Origin of the sequence: Paenibacillus fonticola DSM 21315 (genome assembly GCF_000381905.1) — a bacterium.
Classification (GTDB): domain Bacteria; phylum Bacillota; class Bacilli; order Paenibacillales; family Paenibacillaceae; genus Fontibacillus; species Fontibacillus fonticola.
Genome location: NZ_KB907251.1, coordinates 208,833 through 235,598 on the forward strand (window position 1 = coordinate 208,833; position 26,766 = coordinate 235,598).

Below are 26,766 nucleotides of genomic sequence, written 5' to 3' on the forward strand. Positions count from 1 at the left end.
AAAGGGAAAATTGGCGAAAAATATACGCAATCGAACTTATCCATGAGGAGGATGGCAATGTTTAAGATCACGGACGTCAGGTGTGAATATAAGGTCAATCCGATCGGTCTGGGTATACCGCATCCACGGATTAGCTGGAAGCTGGAATCGGATCAGCGGGGAACAAGGCAGCTGGCTTATCAAATCGTCGTATCGGCAGATGAGCCGGGGGACGAGGTGCTCTGGGATTCCGGCAAAGTCATGTCGGACGCATCGATCCAGATCGAACTGGACAGCATGACGTGCGAGTCTGGCAAACGATATTATTACCGCGTTCGGGCCTGGAACGAGCAGGAGGAGTGCACCGCTTGGTCGGACACGGCTTATTGGGAAATGGGTCTGTTGTCTCCGCAGGAGTGGGAGGGGGAGTGGATTCAGGCTCCCGGCGTTGCCGGGCTTGAAACCGATCAGTGTCCGATGCTGCGCAGAAGCTTCCGGATCGAAGGCAAGGTGAAATCGGCGCGGATTTATGCGACGGCGCTGGGTCTGTATGAATTGAAGCTGAATGGCCGGAAAGTGGGCGACAGCTACTTTAATCCGGGCTGGACGAGTTACCATGAGCGGCTGCAATATCAAACCTATGACGTTACGAACCTGCTGCAAACCGGAGAGAACGTCATTGGAACATTTTTAGGAACAGGGTGGTACAAAGGCCATCTCGCCTGGGAAGGACTGCATTCCATTTACGGTGACCAGTTGGCTTTGCTGCTGCAAATGCATGTTGAGCTGGAAAATGGAGAACGGCTGACGATCGTATCCGACGGCGAGTGGAAGGCAGCGGGCAGCCCGATCCTGATGTCGGAAATCTATCACGGGGAAAACTATGATGCCAGGCTGGAGCAGGCGGGCTGGTCGGAAGCAGGCTTTAATGATCGGGATGGATGGCACCCGGTGGAAATTCTGTCCCACTCCAAAGACATTCTCGTTGCTCAGGAGAGCGATCCTGTACGTATCGTTAATGAGCTTAAGCCTGTGGAACTTATGAAGACGCCTAAAGGCGAACTTGTCATCGATATGGGGCAGAACATGGTCGGCTGGGTCCGCTTAGAGGTAGAGGGCGATGCCGGGAAGGAAGTTATGCTGGAGCATGCTGAGGTGCTCGACCGCGAGGGCAATTTCTACATCGGCAATTTGCGTAAAGCGAAGCAAACGATACGTTATACATTGAAAGGAAAGGGCGTTGAAGCCTACGAACCCCATTTTACATTCCAGGGCTTCCGTTATGTGAAGCTGACCGGTTTTGACGAAAGCAAGGTACGGCTTGAGCAATTCAAGGGAATGGTATTGCATTCCGACATGGAGCGGACGGGTTACTTCGAATGTTCGGACCCGCTCATAAATCAGCTGCAGCATAACATCGAGTGGGGTCTCAAAGGCAATTTCCTGGACGTCCCAACCGATTGTCCGCAGCGTGATGAACGGCTCGGCTGGACGGGGGATGCGCAGATGTTCATCCGTACGGCGGCATATTTGCACGGTACGGTGGACTTTTTTACGAAATGGCTGCGCGATTTAGCTGCAGATCAACTCTATAACGGCGGCGTCCCATTTGTCATTCCGAACGTGCTCGGCAAGAAAGGCGGCGAGGAGTTCAAAGATCAGCACAGCTCGGCGGCTTGGGGAGACGCAGCGGTCATTAACCCATGGACGATCTATTTAGTTTATGGAGACAAACGTCTCTTGGCCGAGCAGTACGACAGCATGAAAGCCTGGGTGGAGTATATCCGCAGCCAGGGCGAGAACGAATTTTTGTGGAATACCGGCTTCCATTTCGGGGATTGGCTGGCGCTGGATGCAAAGGAAAACAGCTATGTTGGCGCAACTGATCGTGATTATATCGCCACGGCATTCTATGCGTACTCGGTATCCCTAGTGTTGAAGGCGGCGGAAGTGTTGAACAAGGTGGACGACGCTGAGAAATATGCGGAGTTGTATCGCAATGTGCGGAAGGCGTTCCAAGATGAATTCGTCACCCCGTCGGGAAGGCTGGCCGTAGGTACGCAGACCGCGCAGGTGCTGGCTCTAATGTTCGGGCTGGTAGAGGGCCCGGCGAAGGAACGTACTACCCGGAAGCTGATAGAGCTGCTGGAGGAGAGCGACTATCATTTGACGACCGGCTTTGTCGGCACGCCGTATTTGAACTTCGTACTAAGCGACAACGGCTATAATGATATCGCATATAAGCTGTTGTTCCAGCAGGACTATCCTTCCTGGCTATACCAGGTTACGAAGGGCGCTACGACAATCTGGGAGCATTGGGACGGCATCAAAGAGGATGGTACCTTCTGGAGCGATGATATGAACTCCTTCAATCATTATGCTTACGGAGCGATCGGCGATTGGCTGTACCGAGTCGTGGCGGGCATCGACCTGGATGAGACGGTTCCGGCCTACAAGCGGATTGTTATTAAGCCGCAGCCGGGTGAGGGCCTGCATTGGGCGGACGGCCGCTTGGAGAGTATGTACGGCATGATCCGCAGCGCATGGCATAAACTGGATGATGGCAAGCTTCGCCTTGATGTTACAGTGCCGGTCAACACTACGGCCGAAATTCTGCTGCCTGCGGCATCGGATGAGAGCCAGGTTACCGAAAGCGGAAAACCGTTGAACCAAGCGGAAGGCATCGAGAAGGTCGAAACAGTGGAGCAGGGAATTCGGGTTACTATTGGCTCCGGGTCGTACACGTTTGAATTCGCACAGGTGAAATAAGGGGGAGGAGATTTTCCAAACCTTGTCCTATATCGCTATGGAGCTCCGGGAAACCGGAGCTTTTTTCGTATATCCAATGTCTATGGCCTTGTTTCAATTCGGAGCTAATCGATGATTTGAATGATAAAATTTGATGATATTTCTGGAAAAAGCTGATTGTTTGCGTTTTCATTGTACAGTATGCTTAAATAAGCCGAATAAGTTTATTCAGGAGTCGGAATAATTATCGGAAAGCAAGGAGGCATATAATGAAGAAAATTATGAACCGAACGGACAGCCTTGTCCGGGAGATGTGCAGTGGCATAGTTTTGGCCCATCCGAGCCTCACATTTGACAGTAAATATAAAGTCATCTCCAAGCGCGTAATCGATCAGGACAAAGTAACGCTGATTAGCGGCGGCGGAAGCGGTCACGAGCCCGCGCATGCCGGATTCGTTGGAAAAGGGATGCTGGATGTAGCGGTATGCGGCGACGTATTTGCTTCCCCCTCCCAAATTCAGGTCTATCAAGCGATCCGTAATTCCGCCAGCAGTAAAGGAACGCTGTTAATTATTAAAAACTACAGCGGAGATATAATGAATTTTAAAAACGCAGCCTATCTCGCCAGCGAGGACGGCCTTGAAGTGGACTACGTCATCGTCGATGACGACATCGCCGTGGAGGATAGTCTCTATACGGTGGGCAAAAGAGGGGTAGCGGGTTCGGTGCTCGTCCATAAAATCGCAGGAGCCGCAGCGGAAGCAGGCTTATCGCTTGGCGAAGTTAAAAAGGCAGCCGAGCATGCCATTGGCCATATTCGAAGCATCGGCTTTGCTCTTACTTCGTGTACCGTTCCTGCCAAGGGCTCGCCTACGTTTCAGCTTGGAGAGCATGAAATGGAATACGGCGTCGGCATTCATGGCGAACCCGGCATTCAGCGAGAAGCTGTAGCATCAGCCGATGAATTGGCCCGGCGAATGGTGACGGCTTTGCTGAGCAATTTGCAGATGGACGATGACCGGGAGCAGGAGGTAGCGGTGTTAATCAATGGGTTCGGCGGCACGCCGCTGCAGGAACTGTATTTGCTCAATCATTCGGTGACGCGTGAACTAGCGGCCAAACACAAAAAAATCTACAAAGCCTTTGTCGGAAATTACATGACGAGCATCGATATGGCGGGAGCGTCGGTTACGATTATGAAGCTTGACTCTGTGTTGAAAAAATGGCTGGCGGAGCCTTGCAACACACCTGCGCTCGTCATCCAAGAGCCTTTCGAGCCTGTAGTCTTTACGGAGATTGTTCATGATCAAGACGATCATGGGGAGAAGCAAATTGTTTCGTACAAGAATGAGACGGACCCAGCGGATGCGATAATCGAACATAACCAGCTTTCCCTTAAAAATCTCATCTATTTGATCGATCAGATGAGCGAAATCATCATCGACAATGAGGTTCCCTTCTGCGAATTGGACTCGCATGCAGGAGACGGAGATTTTGGCATGAGCATTGCTAAAGGCTTCAAGCGATTGAAGGCAGAATGGCAGGACATTTTGTCGCAGAGCACAACGGATATCGGCAGCTTCCTGGACGCTTGCTCATTAATTATTATGGAGCATTGCGGCGGGGCATCGGGACCGATTTGGGGCTCTGCCTTCCGGGCGGCCAGCAAGTATGCAGAAAATAAGCACCAGCTCTCCGTAGATGAGGTTGCCGGAATGATGGCCGCCGTTGTCAAAGGGATTCAGGAAACCGGGGAAAGAACATTCGGCAGAGGAGCGGTTGTCGGCGATAAAACATTAATCGATGCCCTTGTACCTTATGCAGAGTCCTGGGAATATAGCGCAGGACAAGGTGAAGATATGAAAACGGCAGCGGTGAATGCGGCAGAGGCTGCCGTACAGGGCGCAAAGCAAACCGAGGCTATTGTCGCCCGCATGGGAAGAGCCGGTACGGTCGGCGAACGCAGCATTGGTTATCCAGATGCAGGGGCTTATGCGCTGGGGGTTATTTTTACGGAGCTGGCAAAAGCGATAAAAAAGGGCTGATGTTCCGAGAGATTTTGTCATACCGAAGGTTTGGTCCGTGACTACTGGGAAGCGAACGGTAAGTAGTCGTTGGAGAATGTGAGAGATTTGCATAAAGAGGCTAGCTTAATCCCTGTACAGGGCAAGCTAGCCTCTTTTTCTAGGCAGGAGCAGGCGATACAATGGCTGTTTAATCAAGGGTGGGGGAAGGTTCAATGCTTCAGTTCTCTGTTGTGATAAAAGAATTAAAGTAAAGAAATTAAAGTTCATACTATGGAAACTTAACAATGTAAGCGATTTAAATGATAGCGTGATTGAAAATTATATAATGATACTAAAAAGTTAAGTGACCATTCAAAAATCTGACTATAGATAGGGGACAAGGTTCATGTTCAATGTGTTGTTAGTCGATGATGAGGTTTTTGTTCGTAAAGGACTTCAAAAGCTGATTCAATGGGAGAAATACAAGTTTACCGTTGTTGGCGAGGCAAAAAACGGTGGAGAAGCTCTGGATATGATCAACCGTCTGAAGCCGGATTTGGTAATCACGGACATATTGATGCCGGTGTTGGATGGGCTTGGCCTAATTCGCAGCGTGAAGGAAACGGCGCAGGCAGATCCTGTATTTGCCATTATCAGTGGTTATGATGACTTCAAGTACGCCCAGCAGGCAATACGTTATGGGGTTCACGATTATCTCTTAAAACCCATTGATGAAGACGAAATGGCGGATACTCTTCAGAAACTGGCTATCACTATAGGCCAGAAACATTTGACAGCGCTCACAAACAAGGGGGGGACAGTTGGTTCTATTCTGGAGGCATTGATACATAATAACCTTCAGGAGGAGGATGCGGTGAAGTATGCCGACGTGCTGGGACTGGATGGAGCATCCGGATTCTTATACGCATTAGCTGAAATCCACATTGCTCCGGGAGAACCTTTAATCGGTATGAAAGAGTTTCAGAAAATTCTATGTTCTTGTGATGAATCAGGGGCTAATATTTCTGTACTTGAGCAACAGCCGGGTCAATTTGGGATGCTGCTGAGTACAGAGCGGCTAAGGAGTTGGGGCAGTGGAATTCCACAGGCTCTTGAGGTGCTCCGAACTGAAATATCCAGACAATTGAACACAACTGTAACGATCTATGCTGGCGACATCGCGGATAGCATGGCTCATGTGCGGTGGTCCTATCTCAGCGCCAACGAAGTACTTAGGCACAAGTATGCCGAGGATGGGCAAAGTGTCATTCTTTACGAGCAAGTAAAGGGCAAACCTCTATATAGCTTCGACATGAACCAGAGTATTTACAACCATTTAATGGTGACGGTGGAGGAGAATAATAAAGAAGCCTACGGCAAGATGATCGATCATATGTTTCAGAACTTTCGTGATCAGCGATTTACCCCGCAAGCCGTTGACAACTCCCTTTCCCGTTTCATTACAGGGGTTATGGAGGTAGTAAAGGAAATGCACGGAAATGATGAAGAACAGCAGAGGTTGTGTAAGCTTCTTGAAGGTAGGTATAACAGCTGGAGTCTATATCGGTTGAAGGAGTGCTTTACGCTATTTGTAACAGAAGCGGCGGATTATATAGCAAAGCTGCGTAAGGAGCAATTGAAAGGCGACATAGAGAAAATAAAGAAGTATATCGATTCCCATTTCAAAGAAAACATTAATCTTAAAAGCATTGCTGCCCAATTTTATATGAATTCTGTTTATCTGGGACAGCTGTTCCGAAAGACTTACGGTGTCTATTTTAATGAATATCTCCTGAAACTGCGGGTGGAGGAAGCCAAAAGACTACTGCGCCAAACGGATATGCGGATGTATGAGATTGCGACATGGGTGGGGATTCGGAATGCAAACTATTTTGTGAGCCAGTTTGAGAAGTTGGAAAAGCTATCGCCAATAGAATACCGGAACAAGCTGGTCAAGAAAGAATAGGCAAGGAGTACTCCATGAGAAAATTTCTGAATAATATGAAGCTGCGCGATAAATTGCTGCTTATGTATTTGCTGTCTGTATTCATTCCCATTGTGATGACCAATGTCGTCTTCTACAATGTTACCACAACGAATGTTCGCAACCAGAAAATCCATGACTCCAACCTGGCTTTGGAGAATATCAAAGGAAATCTGAAACTGTTAATTGACCAAGCCGCGGGATTGTCCTATTCATTTTACGTAGACCGGACATTCAACAATATCCTTGCCCAACGCTTTCCAAGCTCTAGCGAATATGTCGAGGCTTACAATTCTACGCTAAAGGAAGCGTTCTCCAATTCCGATAAAAATGGGCTAAATTCAATGTCGTATAGGGTGTATACGGACAATCCTACGATCCTGTCCGGCTATATTGAACCTCTGACCGAAGAGGTGAAAAGCTCCGATTGGTATATTCAGTTTAAGTCTTTTTCTGCCCCTTATCCCACTTTCATCTACTCGGACCAGTCTTTCAGTGTAATTCAGAGGTTAGACAACTACTATACCAACGGTTTCAATCAGATTCTCAAGATCGATCTCGACATGGATACAATTAGCCACCACTTCTATAATAACGGCTTTGACGGTAAGGTGTATCTCGTCGATCCTCCTGGCCGAATTCGATTCAGTAATGATTCAGAAGTCGATTGGGAAGCGCAGATAGTATCGTTCCAAGATATCCCATTTTCACATAAATCTATGGAATTCAAAACCTCCTATACTGGAATCAATTATTTGGAAGGTTGGACTTTGCAAGGCGTATTAAATAATGAGATCGTTTTGAATGAAGTTCGAAACTCACGCTCCTTCGTCGTTATACTGACATGTATTAATTTCGTGGTTCCATCGATTATCATAGCGGCCATGTCCCGGTCTCTTCATGTCCGTCTGGTGAGGCTTCTCGTTCATATGAAGAAGGTGAAGAACCAAAACTTCCAGACGATTCCGCTCGGGGAGGAGCGAGACGAAATCGGGCAGCTCACCAACGAGTTCAATCGGATGACGGAGAGAATCAATAATTTGATTACTGATGTTTACAAAGCGGATATCCAGAAGAAAGATCTGGAGTTGAAGCAGCAGCAGGCCCAGCTACATGCCTTGCGCAGCCAGATCAATCCCCATTTCCTTTTTAACACTCTAGAATCGATACGTATGAGAAGTTTGCTCAAAGATGAAGTAGAGACGGCAAAAATTGTTCGTAATATGGCCCAAATGTTTCGTAAATCTATCTCCTGGAGCCGTGACTGGATTACAGTAGGCGAGGAATTGGAGGTTATTCATTGCTTTCTGGAGATTCAGAAATACCGTTTCGACGATGAGTTTGAGTACGACATTCAGGTGGATGAAAAGGCGTTAGGATGCAAAATTCCGTATATGGTATTTTTGCCCTTCGTGGAGAACGCGAGCATTCACGGAATCGAATCCAATCCAGATAAGGGGATTATTCGTATCTGTATCCATGTGGGGGGAAATGAACTGAAGTTTTCATTGGAGGATAATGGAATGGGTATCTCTCCACCTAGAATGGAAGAAATTCGCCAATATCTAGCTCAGGAGGGTGTTATGGGAGATCAGGTCGGAATAAAAAACACAATCTATCGCCTGAAGCTTTATTACCAAGATTGCTTTACCTTCACCATTCATAGCATGGAAGGGGAAGGCGCGCGCATTGAAATTACGCTGCCTTTACTCATAGAGTAAAATTAAAAGAGCAATGTTTTATTAATGGGAATATTAACAAAGTGAACTACAATGATTAATGAAATCATTAATTAAGTAGTCGAATTAAAGGAAACTAAACCTAACTTTAAGTTCATTCCAGTACAGATAATAGGGAGGTTTTTTAGCATATTAACTGGTTGACGAACAATAGGAGATATGCATATAATCTTAATGAGTATATTAATTAATTAATATATACATTAATAAATGAGAGGCGGCTATTCTTATGGTTAACCGCGCAATACTTAATACTGATTTACGTAAAGGTAAGATTAATCGTAATATTTCCGGGCATTTTTCCGAGCATTTGGGACGATGCATCGCGAAATCGGTGATGCCAATTGATTTGCGTGGATCAGAGGGACGCAGCTTTGATGTGGCAGGAACGGTGCTAACGGGGGATACAATTGATGCCCACAATACATTTGATGTACCGGATACGGTAGTACCTCAACCGTTCAACGGCTTCCAACTCACAGAAAATCTTTTAACGGTGGAATTGCCGCCTATGTCCGTAGCAGTGCTGGCTTTGACGCCAAAGGCTTAGGTTTATGGGGGGAATGAAGATGAATAAAACGGTTATTACCAATCCGATTATGTGGGCGGACGTTCCCGACATCGATCCGATTAGAGTAGGTAATGCTTACTATATGGTTAGCACCAGCATGCATTCAATGCCCGGATGCCCCATCATGAAATCGGAAGATTTGATGAATTGGGAAATCGTAAGTTATGTATTCGATACGCTAGAGGATAATGACGAGCATAATCTGATAAACGGACAAAATATATACGGCCAAGGATCCTGGGCCGCAAGCCTACGCTATCATAAAGGCAGGTTTTATGTCTGTTTTTCGTGCAACGATACACTTTGCTTTTATGTGTACAGCACAGACAATATTGAGAGTGGATCATGGAAGCGTTGCGTTATCGAAGGATTAAGGCATGATCCGGGATTATTGTTTGACGGGGATCGTGTGTTTGTCTTTTATGGTAATGGAAACATTTACATTTCTGAATTGACATCTGATGCATCGGCGATTAAACCGGGAGGAATCAACCAACTCTTATTCGAAACGGAGCGCGAGGGAATTGGGCTGCGATGCGAAGGATGTCATGCCTATAAAATTAACGAATATTATTATTTACTGTTTATCGAATGGCCGTTGGCCGGTGTCGGAAACGGGCGACGCAGGCAAATATGCTATCGTTCCCGAGAGCTGCTCGGTCCATATGAACGCAAGATTGTATTAGATGACGATATGGACTACCACAACAAAGGAGTTGCCCAAGGAGGCATTTTCAATACGCCAGCAAACGAATGGTTTGCGATGTTGTTCCAGGATCACGACGCTGTTGGCAGAATCCCTTGCTTGGTACCTGTGACCTGGGAAGACGGGTGGCCCGTCTTTGGAATCAATGGCAAGGTACCTAAAAAAATTGAGGTCGATCTACCGTATTCATCGAAAAAACCGCTTGTCATCAGCGACGAATTTACATACAAAGACAATAGGCTCGCTTTGAATTGGCAGTGGAACCATAATCCGGACAACCGACTCTGGTCAGTGACAGAGCGGCCGGGGTTCCTAAGGTTAAGGACCGGAAGCATAGCCGACAGTGTGGTTCGGGCGCGTAATACGTTAACGCAGCGCACGGAAGGAGCAGCTTGTACAGGAGAGACCATGCTTGACACGACACACATGAAACCTGGTGACCATGCTGGCTTGGTTGCCCTTCAAAATCATTTCGGCACAGTTGGCGTTAAAGTGGCGGACAACGGAGATCGATTTATTACCATGAGTGTTAATAGGGGAAATGGCGAGGAAAAGGAACTGGAAACGATTTGGTTTAACGGAAGTGTGGTTTATTTAAAAATTGCTTTCCAATTCGAGGAAAGCGTGGATCTGGCAAGCTTTTATTATTCCGCCGATGGAGGGGATTGGTTGCAGATTGGCGAATCCTTGAGGATGCAGTATACTCTGGATCATTTTATGGGATATCGCATTGGCCTATATCAATATGCAAGCAAACAAATAGGTGGGTATGCCGATTTCGATTATTTCCATTATTCGAAAAAATGATTTTAACGGCCATCAACCCGGTACGATATTCTGTTAGTCAGGATAAGCGATAACCTTCTATACTAAGTACATTAGTGCCCTATCCAATGGATAGGGCACTGCTTTTTTTGTGCATTGCTATGATTTCTTAAATAAGCTGTTGATTAGCTTCAGCCTATCAAACGATGCACTAGAATCACTATACTTTTCATACTACGTACTAAACTTTCTTACTTCATTCACTTGCTATAATGAAAGCGTATTCATAATGGAAATAGGAAAGGGGCAATCGGTCAAATGTTCGGAAAAAAAGTTTTGGCTTTGGGGTTAGTAGCTATAATCATGGCTGCAGTTGCACTGTCAGGATGCAGCAACAATAACAAGGAAAACACTTCATCATCACCTGTAGAATCGACAGATGCGACTAATGATCCGGTAACGTTTAATTATTTCAGTTTTGGCGCACCCAAAAAGGCTATCTTGGCAAGCGAAACAGATATTGGCAAGGAATTACAGCAACAAACCAATGTAGATTGGAGAATGGAATATCTTGTTGGTGATGGTGACACCAAAGTGGGAGTCATGATTGCCAGTGGCGACTATCCGGATATTATCGATTCCAGTGGTCAAATGGCTAAGCTGATGGATGCAGGAGCATTTATTGAGCTGGATGATCTAATTGAGCAGTATGGCCCCAACATCAAGCGTGTGTACGGTCCTTATTTGGATAAATTCAGACAGAAAGACGGGAAAATCTACTTTTTTCCTTATACGGCCAATATCGGCTATCTTTCGGAACCTAATTTTCAGACTGGCTTCTATATTCAGCGTTCTGTACTGGAGGAGTTCAATTACCCGGAAATCACCACACTAGATGAGTATTTTGACATAATTAAGCAGTACAAGGATAGATATCCACAGGTGGACGGCAAGGATACGATTGGTTTCGCTACCTTAGCTGGTGAGCCGAGCAGCTTCTTTACCTTGCAAAACCCGGCCATGCACTTGGCAGGTTATCCTAATGATGGCAGTGTCATGGTGGATATGGAAACCCATGAGGCCAAGCTGGTGGCCGGCAGCGATTACCAGAAGCAATGGATTAAGAAGCTGAGTGAGGTAAATGCTCAAGGCTTGTTTGACCCTGAGTCCTTCACGATGAACAGGGATCAATATTTAGCGAAGCTGACCTCAGGACGCGTACTGGGTTATTTTAGCTACTCCTGGCAGGTTGGGGAGGCTACCGACAACTTAAAGAAAGCCGGAATTGATGAGAAACGCTATGTTGCGATGCCTATCGTTTTCGACAAAAGTATCAAGGATCAATATATTGACCCGCCTGGATTTGTCAACAATTACGGAGTCGGTATCTCGGTTAAGGCTAAGGATCCAGTTCGCATTATCAAGTACTTCGATAATCTGTTAAAAGAGGAAAATCAGATATTGGTTCAATGGGGCATTAAGGACAAAACGTACAGTGTGGATGAGAACGGACGCTTCTACTACCAGAACGATGAGCAGCGGAGATACCATGAGGAAGTTGAATTGAGTCATTCATTCGGGTTCGCATATTTCAATTACTCCTGGCCACGCTATGGCAACAATTCCGTTCTGGCAGATGGTAATGCCTATGGTCCGGGCAACCAACCGGAGGTGGCAACCTTCGGATACACGGATGGTGACAAGAAACTGCTTGAAGCATATGGTGTGAAGACATTCAGTGAGCTGTACAGTAACCCTGATGAGCGGCCTTGGTCTCCCGCTTGGTCGATCAGTCTAGAGCAGGGCTCGCCCGAACAAATCTTCATCACCAGGTCAGATGATCTGCAAAAGAAATATTTGCCGAAGATGATTCTGGAATCCCCGAATACATTCGAATCTACATGGAACGAATATTTCGGTAAGCTGAACTCGCTGGATAACAAGCAAACGTATGAAGATATCATTACCCAGGCTGTGAAAGACAGGGTGGCCGGAGAGTGGTAGGCTCTTAGATTGAGGCCGGCCGACGACAGAGGGTTGGAATATGAAAGGAATTTTGGCCCTCTGTGCTTTTTAAGGATGCAGGGGAGGAGTTTAACCTAATGGAGAAACATACAGTGACCGTAATTTCGTCAGAAACGGCGACTTCGGATCATCAAATAAAACTGCCGCTTTTTTGGAAAAGGATTTTTCAACAGCGAGTCCTTGTCTTCATGTCCATTCCCTTCGTGCTTTGGGCCTTTGTATTTAAATATGTCCCGTTGTGGGGTTGGACGATGGCTTTCCAAAATTACAAGCCTGCACGGAGCTTTTCTGAACAGGAATGGGTCGGCTGGAAATATTTCAAGTTTCTGTTTCAGGACGAAACCTTTTACCGCGTATTGAGGAACACCATTGTAATGAGCTCGATCAAACTGGTGCTGGGCTTTGTTACTGCGATTTCGCTAGCTATTCTCCTGAATGAATTGAAGAATATTCTATTCAAGCGGATTGTTCAAACCGTAAGCTACTTGCCCCACTTTATCTCCTGGGTTGTGGCGTCAAGTATCGTTTTGACCGTACTATCGCCCGATGGAATCGTTAATTTGCTGCTCATGAATTTGCATATTATTGATCAACCGGTGCTTTGGCTGGCCAAAGGGGAGTATTTCTGGGGCATCCTCGGTCTTACCGAAGTGTGGAAGGATGTCGGTTGGAATACGATCATTTATTTGGCGGCCATTACCACGATTGACCCGAGCCAATATGAGGCTGCTGAAATCGACGGTGCTAACCGCTTTCAGCGTATCCGCCATATTACTCTCCCGGGACTGAAGCCGGTTTTCATCATTTTGCTTATCATGAGCATGGGTAACATTCTGGAATCGGGATTCGAGCCGCAATATCTGCTGGGAAATGGCATGAACGTGGACTATTCCGAAAATCTGGATATATTTGTGCTGAAGTATGGGATGGCTATGGGCAACTATTCGCTGGGGACGGCAGCAGGGATGTTTAAGACCGTGGTTAGTTTCATATTCCTTTTCTCCGCCAACTTCATAGCTAAGAAAATGGGCGAAAGCAGATTATTCTAAAGGAGGACTTCCATCGTGGGAAAAATGAAAACGACCCGCTTAGGCTATTCCAGTCGGAGTGATAAAATGTTTGATATTTGCAACATCATCATGATGATTTGTTTGATGATTGTCACCTTATACCCGTTCATTAACATGATTGCCGTTTCATTTAATGATGCAAACGATGCCATCCGGGGTGGCATTTACATCTGGCCGCGAGTGTGGACCCTGGAAAACTACAGGTATATTTTTGGAGAAGCTTCTATTTACCATTCCACAGCGATATCAGCGCTGCGAACCATCATTGGGACAGTGATTTCCGTTCTATGCACGGCTATGCTGGCCTACACCATTGGCCGCCAGGATTACGTGCTGCGCAAGTTCGTTACCATGTTCTTCGTATTTACGATGTATTTTAGCGGCGGACTGATTCCTGTTTATTTGCTGATCAGAAATCTGGATTTGATCAATTCCTTTTGGGTTTATATTATTCCCGGCGTTATCGGTGTGTTCAACATGATCGTCATACGATCCTTTATCGAGGGACTTCCTGAAGGGATTCTGGAGTCGGCTCGTATCGATGGCGCCGGGGAATTCACGACCTTTGTCCGCATCGTGCTGCCGCTCACGATTCCGGCTTTGGCTACTGTCTCTCTATTCGTAGCGGTCGCGCAATGGAACTCCTGGTTTGATGTATTCCTGTACAATTCCTCCAATCTGAAACTGAGCACCCTGCAGTACGAGCTGATGAAGATTCTGCAAACTTCCACCACATCGTCCACTCAGTCGGCAGGTGATGTTTACGCGCAAAGCGGAAACATCACCATAGTTACTCCTACGTCTATCCGGGCAACCATGACGATTATCGCCAGTGTTCCGATTCTGGTGGTGTACCCGTTCTTGCAGAAATTTATTGTTCAAGGGATGACCGTCGGGGGCGTAAAGGGCTGAACAGCCTGAAAGTAAAGATTAGAGCTGGAAGACTCAGCGGGAAAAAAGAGCTTTGGGGGGAGAAGGAATGAGATTTGTATTGGGAAGAAGCGCTGCGGATACTTCCGTCAGTGATAACCGCGCAATGTTCTACGCGGAAGAAGAGGCATACCCCGGGGTTCACAAAATTGTGGATAAAGTACCTGGGTCCTGTCGAAAGTTATTATACCAAATAAGGGAACATAGGATTTTACGTTTACGAAACCAGCAGTTATAGTATCAGGGCTTTCAGGCGAGCAGTCTAGCTCCGGGAAACCGGAGCTTTTTGCTATTCAACAGCACCTACTCTTCTCAAGAGCACCTATTTCTATTCAGTAATACCTGTCCAGCTGTAAAACCTCCTCTACGTCGTCCATTTGGACAACAAGCAGTTCAAATTCTTCGCCATGGCGGGCATAAATTTGCGGAAGGAGAACTCCAAGGCAGTTGTCCTTGTCCGTCTGGCTCACCAAATCCTCCAATAAAACCGATACGCCCTGTTCATCGCCGTAATCCTCGGCCTCCAAGGGCTCGAGGGGAGCGGGCAAAGATATGTATAGTGTCTCGGACCAAACCAGCTCACCCGGATTACACTTGATCACAAGCTGAAGAGGCCGGAAGGCTTCGTCATAAAAATCGCAATAGACCCGAATTCGCAAAGTGCTTCACTCCTTGTCCGATGATAGCTGCTTCTCCAACTGGGAAAGAATCCGCTGCGTTTCCAGCGACCATTGCACCTCAGGCTCCGACTGCCTTCTTTCAGCCTCTTGAGCGGCGGCAATCAGACTGCCTTGCAGAACGCGGCGCTGAATTTGATCGAGCCGCTGCTCGGCCAGATCAAGCGGAATACGGAACGTATCCGCGATATAGGGTATGGCTTCGTTCCGCCTATCCGGTATGGGCAGCTTAACAAACATGTAGAAAGGAACAGCGGCGTACAGTACGAATTGATCAGCTTCTGCTTCCTGGGCATGCTTGAACAGACTGGGCATACTGCGCTGGTCTCCCGCATGTCTTAGGACATGGCACAGTTCATGAAAAAAGATGACCCGGGCCATAACATCATCGGTATGCTTATTCAAGAAAATAACCCGTTCCTCGTTATCCGAGAAGGATGGGCACGCCGCGTATACCAGTTCTATGTCAAAAACCTCGGCAATCCGCTCAATATCGTGCTGCTCTACATCAAGCAGGCCACAGTTTTGATATTTAGAGTTAATCCATTGCTCCAGACTTGTCTCTTGATAATAGGAAAATAACATATAAAATCACCTCTTATGGGAATGTGTGTTCGGTCAGAGGGTGTAAATAAAGGTCCTTAACTTCAGGACCTAAAACTATGCAGCCAAAGTGGCGCTGTGCTGCCTTCATTATATTCACTAATGGGATCGGTTGTCCAGCAGCTTCTTTTTTTGTTCCCGGTAAGCCTTCAGCGCCGCTTCCATCATGGCGATTTCGTCCGCCGTATAAGCTTCGGGTCCGCCGTAAAAAGACATGTTCGCCTGCATTTCCTCTGTCGGCGAAGAATCGGACGTGCGTCCCAGCAAGTAATCTCCGTTCGTATCCAGCGCGTCGACAATTCTTCTTAGCGAATCGGGATCCGGCTTCCGATCATTTGTCTCATATCTCGACAATTGAACAGTCGTTAAGCCTGCTCTGGAAGCGAGGTCTTTTTGGGTTATGTTTTTCAGTTCTCGAAGATACTTGATCCGATCGCCTAGTGTATGCATAGACACTCCCTCTTTTGACTTTACTTATAAGCTATATAACACATCACAATTACCATACTGGTATGGCAGGGTGATAATAATTACGAAATGTAAGATGTTGACATTACCAAATAGGTAATATATAATGCAAATTATATTACCAAAACGGTAACAAAAAACGGCTTTTGGCGGCTTGATACTTTTATTTTACCTTGTTCACAGTAGTAAATCAACATTTTCATCAGTGATTATGAAAAGGAAAGTGGCGGTTTTGCAAATTTTCTTGTCTATTCCAAGAGGTTGATTGCCGTATTGGCAATGTTGATTTGTTTTTAATTATTGTTCATGGAGGGATATGAAATGGGAAGAAGACATATCAATTCTTTTACGGTTTTTCATACTTTGCCGGTGGATGAGGCAGCGACTCGAGCGGCGGTAATCCGATTTCTCGAAGAAGTGAGACAGTATCGGCAAATTGGCTATATCCGTGAGTTAGCGAATGTAACGCATGGTTATTCTCCGAGATATCACGGAGCAACTCAGGTCATCCATAAGCCGACCGAGCGGGTTGCGATTCGCAACATCGATAAAGAAGCGGAGCTGCAGCGGAAGTCGGAACTGTTGGATCAGGCGATGAACGGGCTGACCAGCATCCAACGGGAGGTAATTGAACGCAGCTACCTGGATGATGAGCGCGAATATGACTTTATCAGCTGCGGCGAAATGGGCATTAGCGACCGGACGTATCGGCGCATTAAATCCACTGCACTCAAGCTGCTTGCCATTGCGATGAAGCTGGAAGTAGTTCGTGAGCATAGGAAATGAAATCGGCTCCGGATTTTTTATTTTTGTGAGAAGAATTATAGTCTTAAGCTGTAAAATAATGCAAAATACTCTTTATGCTTGTTGAAATAAAAGAGAGGCGATATTTTGGATTATAAAAACTATAACAAACTATCCATTCCTATCCTTATGCTTTCCTTGCCGCTCCTATCTTTCGATTTATTATTGCAGAAAAAATGTCCCTCTGGGAAATTAAGGAAATATCTGAAGAACTTATTGAACAATTAAATAAGTTTATAGAACAGGATAAGAAATAAAGAATAACGACAGGAGAATATGCGGTGGAAAATAAGTAGAAAATAACGCTCGAATTTCCAGGGATCGTTGTTTTTGATCCAATGACACTTTCTAGTTTCATTCAAGAGAAAAAAATTATTAATACTGATCTAATAAGCTATTTCAATCAATATGAAGTGGTGGGAGAGGATGCTATTAAGCAAGGAGTAATAGTTCCTATTTACCCCATTCCTAACTTAGATTACACAATTGTTATAAAAAAAGAGTATGATTCTTCAACAAGTGTACCTATGGATTGGAGGATCTTTAAAACCGAACCGTTTCCTTTGAAAATATCTAGTGGTTTGTTTACTGTGATCCTAAAAAAGGGATTAGAGGCTGATTTCGGTTATATTCTTGATTTTCAACGAATTGAGGAATTACCGAACTTTAATTTTAATAAAAGTATTGATGAATATGACTTTATTGTCGACCCGTTGAGTAAATAGTTACATTATGGCCTTTGTCAATATAGAATAACGGGTGAATGATCTATTCAAATCTTACTGTTTTACAAGTGTAGATTAACAACTCAGGGTACGGATAATTGTTGATTCAGGCGAATAGAGTTATAACATTATTTCCAGTGAGAGGAGGGGGAGACGATATTTGACATTGCATTTTCTATAAAACATACATCTACAATGGTTTCTGGATTTGACTTAGGACATATGATAATTACATCAGACAATATTACGATCTCATCGTGTAATAGAGTTCCAGATCAGTCAATGATGATATTCCCAACAATCGTCGATTTGTTAGATGGTTTAAGAGTGTTTTTGAAAGACAAGAAGATTAAACAATATAAACTTGTTTGTGCTGATTCTTCATTTGCGATATTTTTTATGAAAAAAAAGGGGTCAGAAATATGTATTAAAGTGGATGACAAAATAGTTTCTGAGTTGAATGAAAAATTACTGGCTAAACAAATTTATAAATCGTGCGATAACTTTTTTTTAGAGAAAAAGATATATATGTCGGAAAATGATCCTCTTATTGAGGATGTTGAAGCGGCGTTATCCTCGTATAAGATAAGTTTAAATATTTAACGACTGTTCTTGGTATTAAGGAGAGAAGAACGAACATGTCATCATGCAGTACAATCCAAGACAACAGGTGCTGGGTACAGCGGGATCACATCCTGTTACTCCGAAGTAGTAAAAATTATTCCTATAGCACATTATTTGTTTGCAATTGCTTTTAGCGAATAACTAATTATATCTCCTGGACTCCATCAGATGAATTTAATAATTTTCATTTTGGGCGATAATGCGGAAGATTCAGAAGAAGAACTAAGTGCTGCAGAGATAGTTGAAAGTACTTAAATATAAACCTGCCCAGCAGTCATGATTTACAGCCGAAGGTCATTACTGACCACCTGGGAAAGTTTATTCTTAAGGGCGATCACAACCGCTTGGATTGTCTGGGAATAATCCGACGTTGTATGGGTATGTGAATGACCCGATTATTTGGGTGGATGCGTTTGGGCTTAGTGGCGGTTGTGGAGATAGAATAACTAAGGGTTTAGATAAAACGGTTAAACCAAATGATGTAGTCCCTTATAGACCAAGTAATTCGCCTTTAGAAAATCACCATGGTGTCATGGATGTATGGGCTAAGCATAATGTTCCAAACTATGTAAGTAGGGGAGCTAATACTCCAACTGTAGCCTTAACTAAAGAACTACATGATGCTACAAAAGCTGTTTATAGACAATGGCTATATCAAAAAACGGGTAAAAAAGTTGGAGGGAAAATCGATTGGAAAGCAGTTACACCTAGGGAGATACAAAAACTTGCTGAAAAAATGTTTGATGCAGCGAAAGTTCCTAAATCAGCTAGACAAGAATATTATAATGCCTTTAATAAATATAATTATCGGGAGTGAAGTAAATGGAAAAGATAAAACAGATACTCACACAAATAAAAACTATACCGCATTGTCGTATCTTTGAACCTACTGGATTACCCGTTATTAATGAAGCAAGGCATATTTTACCTAGTGATTTAAACGAGTTTTATAGACTTTGTGGGGGCTTAGTCTTATTTGAGAATGAGGAGTATCCTATCTATGTTGTGTCGCCTGATAAGTTGGTCTTGGCAAATCCAATAATTGTAGGAGAATTATGCGAAGAAGATATTTCATCTAACTGGTATATCATTTGTAATGACGGAAAAGATGAATACCTAACAATTGACCTTAGCGAAGATAGGCTCGGTAGATGCTATGATAGTTTTTTTGATCGCCATGGACTTGCAGGTGAATCTCAAATAATAGCCACTTCGTTTACTGATTTACTTGAGCGACTTATAAAAAATAAGGGTCAATACTGGTATTGGCTAAGAAGTGATTTTATTTCTTTAGGTGATGCATATGATGAAATTGAATAGCAAAAATCAATTAATATAAATAATGGAACCTTGGTTGGCAATTTGCCTTCAAGGTTTCTTTTTTTGTGTAGCGTGCCAGATAAGCAAATGTCGCCAAACTGAAGTAATGATGAGCAAGGTCGTCCGTCCCGACGGCAAGGAAGTTATTTTCACGTATGACAGTCTGGGAAGGCGGATTGGGAAGCATTTTGACGGTGTAGTACACTGTTATGTGTGGGATGGAAATACAATCCTGCATGAGTGGGAAGCCGAGAGCGGATTGACTGGGAAAGTAAGGATCTGGGGGATGGCGACTCTGTGTTTGGGGAGTCTCAGGCCACTTTTGGAAAATCAGGGCAAGAACCCGACCCAGCAAGTCTCATCACTTGGGTCTTTGAAGACGGCACCTTCCATCTGGCAGCGAAAATTACGTCAGAGGGTCATTACAGTATCGTCACCGACCATCTGGGTACTCCTGTGGAAATGTATGATGAGCACGGGGAACGGGTATGGTCTTGTGAACTCGACATCTACGGGAATGTGAGAAAGTTTATTCTTAAGGGTGATCACAACGCCTGTCCGTTCCGCTACCCGGGCCAATATGAGGACGTGGAGACCGGGCTGTATTACAACCGTTTCCGCTACTACTCGCCAAATGAAGGTATGTACACGCAGCAGGATCCGATCGGGTTGGCTGGGGGCATGCGTCTGTATGGCTATGTGGATGATCCGTATATTTGGGTGGACGTGTTTGGGCTTAGTAGTGGTTGCGGGGTAAGATACCTAATGGTACGGGTAAAAAGATACATGGAAATTCATTAGATTCTCCAAAACCAACTGATTTATATGTTGTCAGGGAAAGAAGAACAGGTGAGATAATCAGATTTGGTGAAACTACACAAGGTTTTAAAAAGCGAGGACAACAACATGCAAGAAGATTTTCTAAACTAGGTATTGAAGTAGAAACAACATTGTTAAAGGGTGGATTAAGTAAGCGTCAAGCAAAGGCTTTAGAAACACGGTATATTAGAAGTTATGAAAAAGTATTTGGAAATAAACCACCTTATAATAAAGGTTACCATTAAAAGGAGTTATAAAATATGAAAATTTCATCAAGACCTCAAACATCAATTAGGATGGTTTCTAAGAAGTTTAGGTTATTATATTCTCTAGAAGATAAACTTAATAGCTTCATTGAAAGAAGTGAATGTGATACAGGAGGGATTGACACATTACAATTATTTTTTGATACTGACTTAACTGACGCTGATGAAGTGAATATTTTAGACCTTAAAGGTGGTATTCTTCAAGTAGAGACTTCTTTGAATTGGGATGAATTTTCTCAACTTAAATTTTCAGAACAACAAGTAGAGTTTATAAATAAAATATACGTAGCTGTAAAAAAGGTTGTTGAGGTTTATAATTTAAGCCAAGACATGTATGATGAGGCATTTAAAGAGTTATTAAATGAAATAAAGTAAATCTATAAAGACAAAGCCCTAAGAGTTATTCTTAGGGTTTTTCTTAATAAATAATTAGATATGACAAAGCTCTAGTGATTAAGAAGGAATTTAACTAATACATTAGGCAAATGAACAAAAAAAGAAATACAGAATTTTTGAAAGGGACAACATTAACGATATTTTCTCTGAAATTCATAACTCATGATGGTTGTACCACCATGGAGTAGCGCTTTAATTATAGCGAGAATCGTGAGGTTCTGGTTCAATATCGCTACAACGAAGCCGGTGATCTCAGCGCCGTGACGGATGCGCTTGGTCAAACGACTCTTTTCCATTATGATCAGCACTTGATGGTGAAGATGACCGACGCAACGGCTACAGCTTCCATTGGCGTTACGACGGCCCGACTACGGGCGCGCGGTGCGTTCATACATGGGGCGATGACGGGTTATTGGAAGGGCGAATCGCTTATCTGGACGGTTACAATGAGGTGGCGAACAGCCAGGGGCATATGACAAGGTATGAGTATACGCCGGACTATCTTTGCACCCGGATTGTTGACCCGCTCGGCGGAGAATGGCAGTACAGCTATAGCGACGCGGCGGATTTGCTGAGCGAAACCGACGAGGAAGGCCGGATGACCTGGTACGAATATGACGAGGTTGGGCTGCTTGTCCAAGAAACCCAACCGGACGGCGGGATATGGCAGTACACATATGACGAGCATGAGCGATTGCTGCAGGCTACCAATCCAGAAGGCGCAAGTCAAACCTGGCAGTATGATGAACAGGGGCGGGTGAGCCGGATTGTCGGGGCGGATCAATCGATGACGATGCTGGTATACGATGAATCGCACCGGGTCTGCGAGGTGCGCAATCCGCAGGGCGCGGTGACGACGCTTGCCTACGATGATCAGGACAATCTGGTGGAAACGCTGCCGGACGGCAGCAGCGGGAAATGGAGCTACAATCACCGGGGGGAATGTCTGGAAGCGGTCAACCCGCTCGGGGCGAAGCAGCATTTCGTCGATGTTATTTTTGCGGAAGACAAGCAGCATCGCGTAGCCTTCGGCTACACTCCGCTGGGAGAAATGACCTGGCGGGAGCAAAAGGGCAAGCGCGTCGAGCTGGTGTACAATCACGAGACGGAACTGACGGCAGTCATCAACGAGCACGGCGAACGCTATGTGCTGGAACGGGATGCGAACGGCAGCATCATTCGGGAGACCGGGTTCGATGGCATGGTCAAGCAGTATGAACGCAGCCCAAGCGGCTTGCTACGCAAGGTTGAACGCCCCGGCGGCAGATGGACCACGTTCGAATATGATGAGATGGGCCGCGTCATTCATTCCGCTTACAGCGATGGGCTGGTAGAATCGTATCACTATAACCGGGTGGGCGATTTACTGGAGAGCTTCAATCCGTTTACAACAGTTAAACTGGAGTACGACTCCGCTGGGCGCGTCACCAAAGAATGGCTGGATGGCTATTGGGTTGCCAGCCAGTACGACGAGAACAGCAACCGAACTCAGGTGAGCAGCAGCTTGGGTGAGCACTTGACCTTTGAGCGGGATCTGCTCGGGCAAGTTACCCAAATGCAAGCGGAGCGGAAGGGCAAGAGGCAGGGTCAGCAAACCCAGCAAACCAAGGGTGATTTTGGTGGATCATCCCCGGCTTCGAGCCCAGAGGACGGCGCGGGCACACTTTGGTCCGCGCAAATGAAGTACAACGCGCTGGGCCAGGAAATTGAGCGTTTGCTGCCGGGAGGCGTCATTAGCCAGTGGCAGTATGACGTAGCAGGTCGCCCTGAACAACACAGCGTGAAGACCGGCGGACGAGAACATCACAAAATCAAGTACGAGTGGGATGTCAACAACCGCTTGAAGTTGATCACGAATGGGTTGACAGGGAAGCGGACGTTGTTCAACCATGACGATTTTGGCACCCTGATCGGAGCAACTGATCAATACGGAAAAATCTTCCGCATGTCCGACGACGTCGGCAACCTGTACAGCACGGGGCACCGAACCGACCGGAAGTATGGCCTCGGCGGGCGTCTGCTGGAGTTTGAGGGCACGAAATACAGCTATGACGAGGAAGGCAACCTGATCGAGAAGCTCGATCCCGACGGCACCCGCTGGCGTTACGCCTATTACGGCAACGGCATGATGAGCAAGGTCGTCCGCCCCGATGGCAAGGAAGTTATTTTCACGTATGACAGCTTGGGAAGACGCATTGAGAAGCACTTTGACGGTGTAGTACACTGTTATGTATGGGATGGGAATACAATCCTGCATGAGTGGGAAGCCGAGAGCGGGTTTGCTGGGGAGAGTAAGGAACTGGGGGACGGCGACTCTGAGATTGGACAGTCTCAGGCCATTTTTGGAAAATCAGGGCAAGAATCCGACCCAGCAAGTCTCATCACTTGGGTCTTTGAAGACGGCACCTTCCATCCGGCAGCGAAAATTACGTCCGAGGGTCATTACAGTATCGTCACTGACCACCTGGGTACTCCTGTGAAAATGTATGATGAGCACGGGGAGCAGGTATGGTCTTGTGAGCTGGACATCTACGGGAACGTAAGAAAGTTTATTCTTAAGGGTGATCACAACGCCTGTCCGTTCCGCTACCCGGGCCAATATGAGGACGTAGAGACCGGGTTATACTATAACCGTTTCCGCTACTACTCGCCACATGAAGGTATGTACACACAGCAGGATCCGATTGGGTTGGCTGGAGGCATCCGACTGTATGGGTATGTGGATGATCCGATTATTTGGGTGGATGTGTTCGGGCTTAAGAAGAATGGTGGCAGTAAGGGCAGCGATTCAACGGAGCAATGTCGTGGTGGGGGAACGGGTAAACTAGAAAGAAGCGAACATGCTGTACTAAGGAGCAAAGAGGGGAGACCAGTCGGTTCGGCAATTAATGATGTTCAGAAAGCTAGACAATCTAATGTTCTTGTCCAAGGAGATGGCAGGTGGGTTATCAAAGGAGACAATAGTAGAATTCATATTGTTGAAGCTGATGGAAGCCAAGTAATAACGTCATTTAAAAATCCAAGTAAGAACACCAATATGAGAATTCAAGATGGAAGATGGATAAGACCTTCAGAAGCTGAACTTCAACAATTTAAAGAGATATTCTCCGATTATGTGAGGTGGTAAAATGGAAATTTTAAAATATGAAGAAATTGCTAGTGTCACTTTGTTTGAACTGCGATTATCAGAAGGCGAATTGATGGTTTATGAAAATTGCATCGAGTTTGTGCTGGAAAATTGTTCTGAAGAACAACTATATGAATTAACAGGATGTGAAAATAGGGAGGAACTAGCATCTTATCAGGATGATTTAAAGAAATTGCTAAAAAACATTAATAAAGACTATTTGCCGAAAAAATATCAAGATTGAATCATTAAAACCTTGATTGGCTTCAGGGGGACTGACCCCCGTTTGTGAGACAGGGATCAAAACACCTAGCAAGTTTAAGCAGCCAGTCACCGGCGATTGGTTCATTTGAATTCAAATTGAGTAATAGTAAGCAGTGTAGTCTCGAACGGTCTGTACCACGTTAACCCCTTTGAGATAGAATGTTTCTAGACTTTAGCGTGGAATGAAACGGTTCAATGGGGGCATTATCAGCGGGCGTTCCGTTACGGGACATACTCATGGTAATGCCTTTGTGCCTTTTCTTTTATCGCAATTCTCAGGCCATTTCTGATAAATCAGGGCAAGAACCCGATCCAGCAAGTCTCATCACTTGGGTCTTTGAAGACGGCACCTTCCATCCGGCAGCGAAAATTACGTCCGAGGGTCATTACAGTATCGTCACTGACCACCTGGGTACCCCTGTGGAAATGTATGATGAGCACGGGGAACGGGTATGGTCTTGTGAACTCGACATCTACGGGAATGTGAGAAAGTTTATTCTTAAGGGTGATCACAACGCCTGTCCGTTTCGCTACCCGGGCCAATATGAGGACGTGGAGACCGGGCTGTATTACAACCGTTTACGCTATTACTCGCCACATGAAGGCATGTACACGCAGCAGGATCCGATTGGGTTGGCTGGAGGCATCCGTCTGTATGGGTATGTGGATGATCCGATTATTTGGGTGGACGTGTTTGGGCTTAAGAAGAATAAACGACAGAAGGAAGCGAAACAAACTCGTTGTAGTGATGGTGGGGATACGGGTAAACAATCCTTATATCATTATACAAATGAGAAGGGAGCAAATGGGATATTTGATTCAAATCAATTAAATCCATCTTTAAAAGCAAATAACCCTAAAGATGTCAGGTATGGTGATGGTCAGTATTTATCTGACATAGCACCGGAAACAAAAACTCCCGCACAACTAGCAAAACAATTTATTAATGTACCCAATAAGTATAAATATACCCACTACGTAGAAATAGATGTGAGTGGTTTGGAAGTGATAAAAGGTCGAGATGGTGTTTTTGTAATACCGAATGAAACAGCATTGGATTTAATAGGAAGAATAGTTAGATCAGGGAAAGTTGGCGGGAAGTAGAAAGGTGATATAAGCATATGAAATATTTATTGATTGAATATGAAGAAGAAGAGTACTGGATAGAAGTAGGAAGCGATGGTTATGCATTGAGACAAATCATTTTTGATAGCGATAAAACTGTACATGTTTCTTGTTTGGAAGATTGTTTGGCTGAAGGACCTATAGATGAAAATGAAATGGATGGAACAATAAAATTAATTACAAAACATGAATTTGAGGAGAATTGGAATAAAGCCACACTGAAAAAAAGGAAATTGTGGGGAAATCAAAAAATGAAATACCCTATTGGAAAAGTAGTATGCTTTGAAGTAGCCTATTATTATCCTCATGGATGGGTTTTAAAAGTAGAAGATTTGATTGGTATTTATAGTGGTGAATGTGATTTAAATTATGGCCAATGGGTAAAGGGAAGAGTCCTAGGTTACGATGAAATAAATATGTGGCTAAGGATATCTGATATAAATATTAATTAAAGCCACTACGACTTCAAAAATTAACATTGATGAGACCTTGATTGGCTTTTAGCCTATCAAGGTTTTTTTTACTTCTATAGGTTTTATGGTTAAACAATTAATTAGTAAGACCGGCGGACGAGAACATCGCAAAATCAGATACGAGTGGGATGTCAACAACCGCTTGAAGTTGATCACGAATGGGTTGACAGGGAAGCGGACGTTGTTCAACCATGACGACTTTGGCACCCTGATCGGAGCAACTGATCAATACGGAAAAATCTTCCGCATGTCCGACGACGTCGGCAACCTGTACAGCACCGGTCACCGAACCGATCGGAAATACGGCCCCGGCGGGCGTCTGCTGGAGTTTGAGGGCACGAAATATAGCTATGACGAGGAAGGCAACCTGATCGAGAAGCTCGATCCCGACGGCACCCGCTGGCGTTACGCCTACTATGGCAACGGTATGATGAGCAAGGTCGTCCGCCCCGACGGCAAGGAAGTTATTTTCACGTATGACAGCCTGGGACGACGAATTGAGAAGCACTTTGACGGTGTAGTACACTGTTATGTGTGGGATGGAAATACAAT

24 protein-coding genes and 2 pseudogenes are annotated in these 26,766 nt (G+C 45.1%); 22 read left to right on the top strand and 4 right to left on the bottom strand.

Annotated elements, in window-relative coordinates; genetic code table 11:
• Positions 1-57: 57 nt before the first annotated feature.
• The 9 genes from G358_RS0109290 to G358_RS0109335 all read left to right on the top strand — a co-directional run bounded on the left by G358_RS0109290 (position 58) and on the right by G358_RS0109335 (position 14,505).
• On the top strand, positions 58-2,748 hold the full coding sequence (locus G358_RS0109290) for a family 78 glycoside hydrolase catalytic domain (protein WP_019636941.1): 2,691 nt from the start codon (positions 58-60) through the stop codon (positions 2,746-2,748).
• A 248-nt stretch (positions 2,749-2,996) separates the two neighbouring features.
• On the top strand, positions 2,997-4,772 hold the full coding sequence (gene dhaK / locus G358_RS32245) for a dihydroxyacetone kinase subunit DhaK (protein ID WP_019636943.1): 1,776 nt from the start codon (positions 2,997-2,999) through the stop codon (positions 4,770-4,772).
• Positions 4,773-5,139: 367 nt separating this feature from the next.
• Entirely contained in the window at positions 5,140-6,699 is a 1,560-nt protein-coding gene (locus G358_RS0109305) for a response regulator transcription factor (protein ID WP_019636944.1), read from the top strand.
• A 14-nt stretch (positions 6,700-6,713) separates the two neighbouring features.
• Positions 6,714-8,438, top strand: coding sequence for a sensor histidine kinase (locus G358_RS0109310; protein WP_019636945.1), 1,725 nt, complete (start codon positions 6,714-6,716; stop codon positions 8,436-8,438).
• Between the two features lie 247 nt (positions 8,439-8,685).
• A complete protein-coding gene (locus tag G358_RS0109315) occupies positions 8,686-9,006 on the top strand; it encodes an alpha-L-arabinofuranosidase C-terminal domain-containing protein (RefSeq protein ID WP_019636946.1) in 321 nt (106 codons plus the stop codon).
• A gap of 19 nt (positions 9,007-9,025) precedes the next feature.
• Positions 9,026-10,540, top strand: a complete 1,515-nt coding sequence (locus tag G358_RS0109320) for a glycoside hydrolase family 43 protein (RefSeq protein WP_019636947.1) — start codon at positions 9,026-9,028, stop codon at positions 10,538-10,540.
• A gap of 276 nt (positions 10,541-10,816) precedes the next feature.
• Entirely contained in the window at positions 10,817-12,502 is a 1,686-nt protein-coding gene (locus tag G358_RS0109325) for an extracellular solute-binding protein (RefSeq protein WP_019636948.1), read from the top strand.
• 98 nt (positions 12,503-12,600) lie between these two features.
• Positions 12,601-13,572 (top strand): ABC transporter permease, encoded by a 972-nt coding sequence (locus tag G358_RS0109330; protein WP_019636949.1) that lies wholly within the window; start codon positions 12,601-12,603, stop codon positions 13,570-13,572.
• A gap of 24 nt (positions 13,573-13,596) precedes the next feature.
• Positions 13,597-14,505, top strand: a complete 909-nt coding sequence (locus G358_RS0109335) for a carbohydrate ABC transporter permease (protein WP_033403906.1) — start codon at positions 13,597-13,599, stop codon at positions 14,503-14,505.
• Positions 14,506-14,855: 350 nt separating this feature from the next.
• Here G358_RS0109335 and G358_RS0109345 read toward each other — a convergent pair whose 3' ends face one another.
• The 3 genes from G358_RS0109345 to G358_RS0109355 all read right to left on the bottom strand — a co-directional run bounded on the left by G358_RS0109345 (position 14,856) and on the right by G358_RS0109355 (position 16,253).
• Positions 14,856-15,182, bottom strand: coding sequence for a hypothetical protein (locus G358_RS0109345; RefSeq protein WP_019636952.1), 327 nt, complete (start codon positions 15,180-15,182; stop codon positions 14,856-14,858).
• A gap of 6 nt (positions 15,183-15,188) precedes the next feature.
• Complete coding sequence (locus G358_RS0109350; RefSeq protein ID WP_019636953.1) at positions 15,189-15,785, bottom strand: ImmA/IrrE family metallo-endopeptidase; 597 nt, start codon at positions 15,783-15,785, stop codon at positions 15,189-15,191.
• 117 nt (positions 15,786-15,902) lie between these two features.
• On the bottom strand, positions 15,903-16,253 hold the full coding sequence (locus tag G358_RS0109355; RefSeq protein WP_019636954.1) for a helix-turn-helix domain-containing protein: 351 nt from the start codon (positions 16,251-16,253) through the stop codon (positions 15,903-15,905).
• 339 nt (positions 16,254-16,592) lie between these two features.
• Between G358_RS0109355 and G358_RS0109360 the strand changes: the two genes are divergently transcribed.
• The 10 genes and pseudogenes from G358_RS0109360 (at position 16,593) to G358_RS0109400 (ending at position 24,596) form a co-directional block, all read left to right on the top strand.
• Positions 16,593-17,057, top strand: coding sequence for an ArpU family phage packaging/lysis transcriptional regulator (locus G358_RS0109360; RefSeq protein WP_019636955.1), 465 nt, complete (start codon positions 16,593-16,595; stop codon positions 17,055-17,057).
• Positions 17,058-17,413: 356 nt separating this feature from the next.
• Positions 17,414-17,800 carry a hypothetical protein gene (locus tag G358_RS31625; RefSeq protein WP_019636956.1) on the top strand — a complete coding sequence of 129 codons (387 nt, stop codon included), beginning with the start codon at positions 17,414-17,416 and terminating at the stop codon, positions 17,798-17,800.
• Between the two features lie 327 nt (positions 17,801-18,127).
• A complete protein-coding gene (locus G358_RS0109370; RefSeq protein WP_157274308.1) occupies positions 18,128-18,403 on the top strand; it encodes a hypothetical protein in 276 nt (91 codons plus the stop codon).
• A 469-nt stretch (positions 18,404-18,872) separates the two neighbouring features.
• A pseudogene (locus G358_RS32250) lies at positions 18,873-19,241 on the top strand (sugar-binding protein); the annotation flags it as partial.
• A gap of 5 nt (positions 19,242-19,246) precedes the next feature.
• The gene (locus tag G358_RS0109380) at positions 19,247-19,744 is read left to right on the top strand and encodes an SMI1/KNR4 family protein (RefSeq protein WP_019636959.1); all 498 of its coding nucleotides are present in this window, start codon (positions 19,247-19,249) and stop codon (positions 19,742-19,744) included.
• 297 nt (positions 19,745-20,041) lie between these two features.
• Positions 20,042-20,545 (top strand): RHS repeat domain-containing protein, encoded by a 504-nt coding sequence (locus G358_RS34260; RefSeq protein ID WP_051107661.1) that lies wholly within the window; start codon positions 20,042-20,044, stop codon positions 20,543-20,545.
• Positions 20,491-20,808, top strand: a complete 318-nt coding sequence (locus G358_RS32255) for a hypothetical protein (protein WP_084662737.1) — start codon at positions 20,491-20,493, stop codon at positions 20,806-20,808. The genes G358_RS34260 and G358_RS32255 overlap by 55 nt, the downstream gene beginning before the upstream one ends.
• A gap of 15 nt (positions 20,809-20,823) precedes the next feature.
• Complete coding sequence (locus tag G358_RS0109390; protein ID WP_019636960.1) at positions 20,824-21,204, top strand: hypothetical protein; 381 nt, start codon at positions 20,824-20,826, stop codon at positions 21,202-21,204.
• Positions 21,205-21,637: 433 nt separating this feature from the next.
• Positions 21,638-24,352 carry an RHS repeat-associated core domain-containing protein gene (locus G358_RS31250; RefSeq protein ID WP_051107662.1) on the top strand — a complete coding sequence of 905 codons (2,715 nt, stop codon included), beginning with the start codon at positions 21,638-21,640 and terminating at the stop codon, positions 24,350-24,352.
• A gap of 1 nt (position 24,353) precedes the next feature.
• Positions 24,354-24,596: a hypothetical protein gene (locus G358_RS0109400; protein ID WP_019636961.1), complete on the top strand. Its 243-nt coding sequence runs from the start codon at positions 24,354-24,356 to the stop codon at positions 24,594-24,596.
• Positions 24,597-24,707: 111 nt separating this feature from the next.
• Here G358_RS0109400 and G358_RS33910 read toward each other — a convergent pair.
• A pseudogene (locus G358_RS33910) lies at positions 24,708-24,873 on the bottom strand (IS3 family transposase); the annotation flags it as partial.
• Here G358_RS33910 and G358_RS34265 point away from each other — a divergent pair.
• The 3 genes from G358_RS34265 to G358_RS0109415 all read left to right on the top strand — a co-directional run.
• Positions 24,860-25,720 (top strand): HYD1 signature containing ADP-ribosyltransferase family protein, encoded by an 861-nt coding sequence (locus G358_RS34265; protein WP_276203561.1) that lies wholly within the window; start codon positions 24,860-24,862, stop codon positions 25,718-25,720. The pseudogene G358_RS33910 and the gene G358_RS34265 sit on opposite strands and share 14 nt — an antisense overlap.
• 17 nt (positions 25,721-25,737) lie before the next feature.
• On the top strand, positions 25,738-26,193 hold the full coding sequence (locus G358_RS0109410) for a hypothetical protein (RefSeq protein WP_019636962.1): 456 nt from the start codon (positions 25,738-25,740) through the stop codon (positions 26,191-26,193).
• 85 nt (positions 26,194-26,278) lie between these two features.
• On the top strand, positions 26,279-26,766 hold a 488-nt coding region (locus G358_RS0109415), incomplete at its 3' end, for an RHS repeat domain-containing protein (RefSeq protein WP_205621521.1).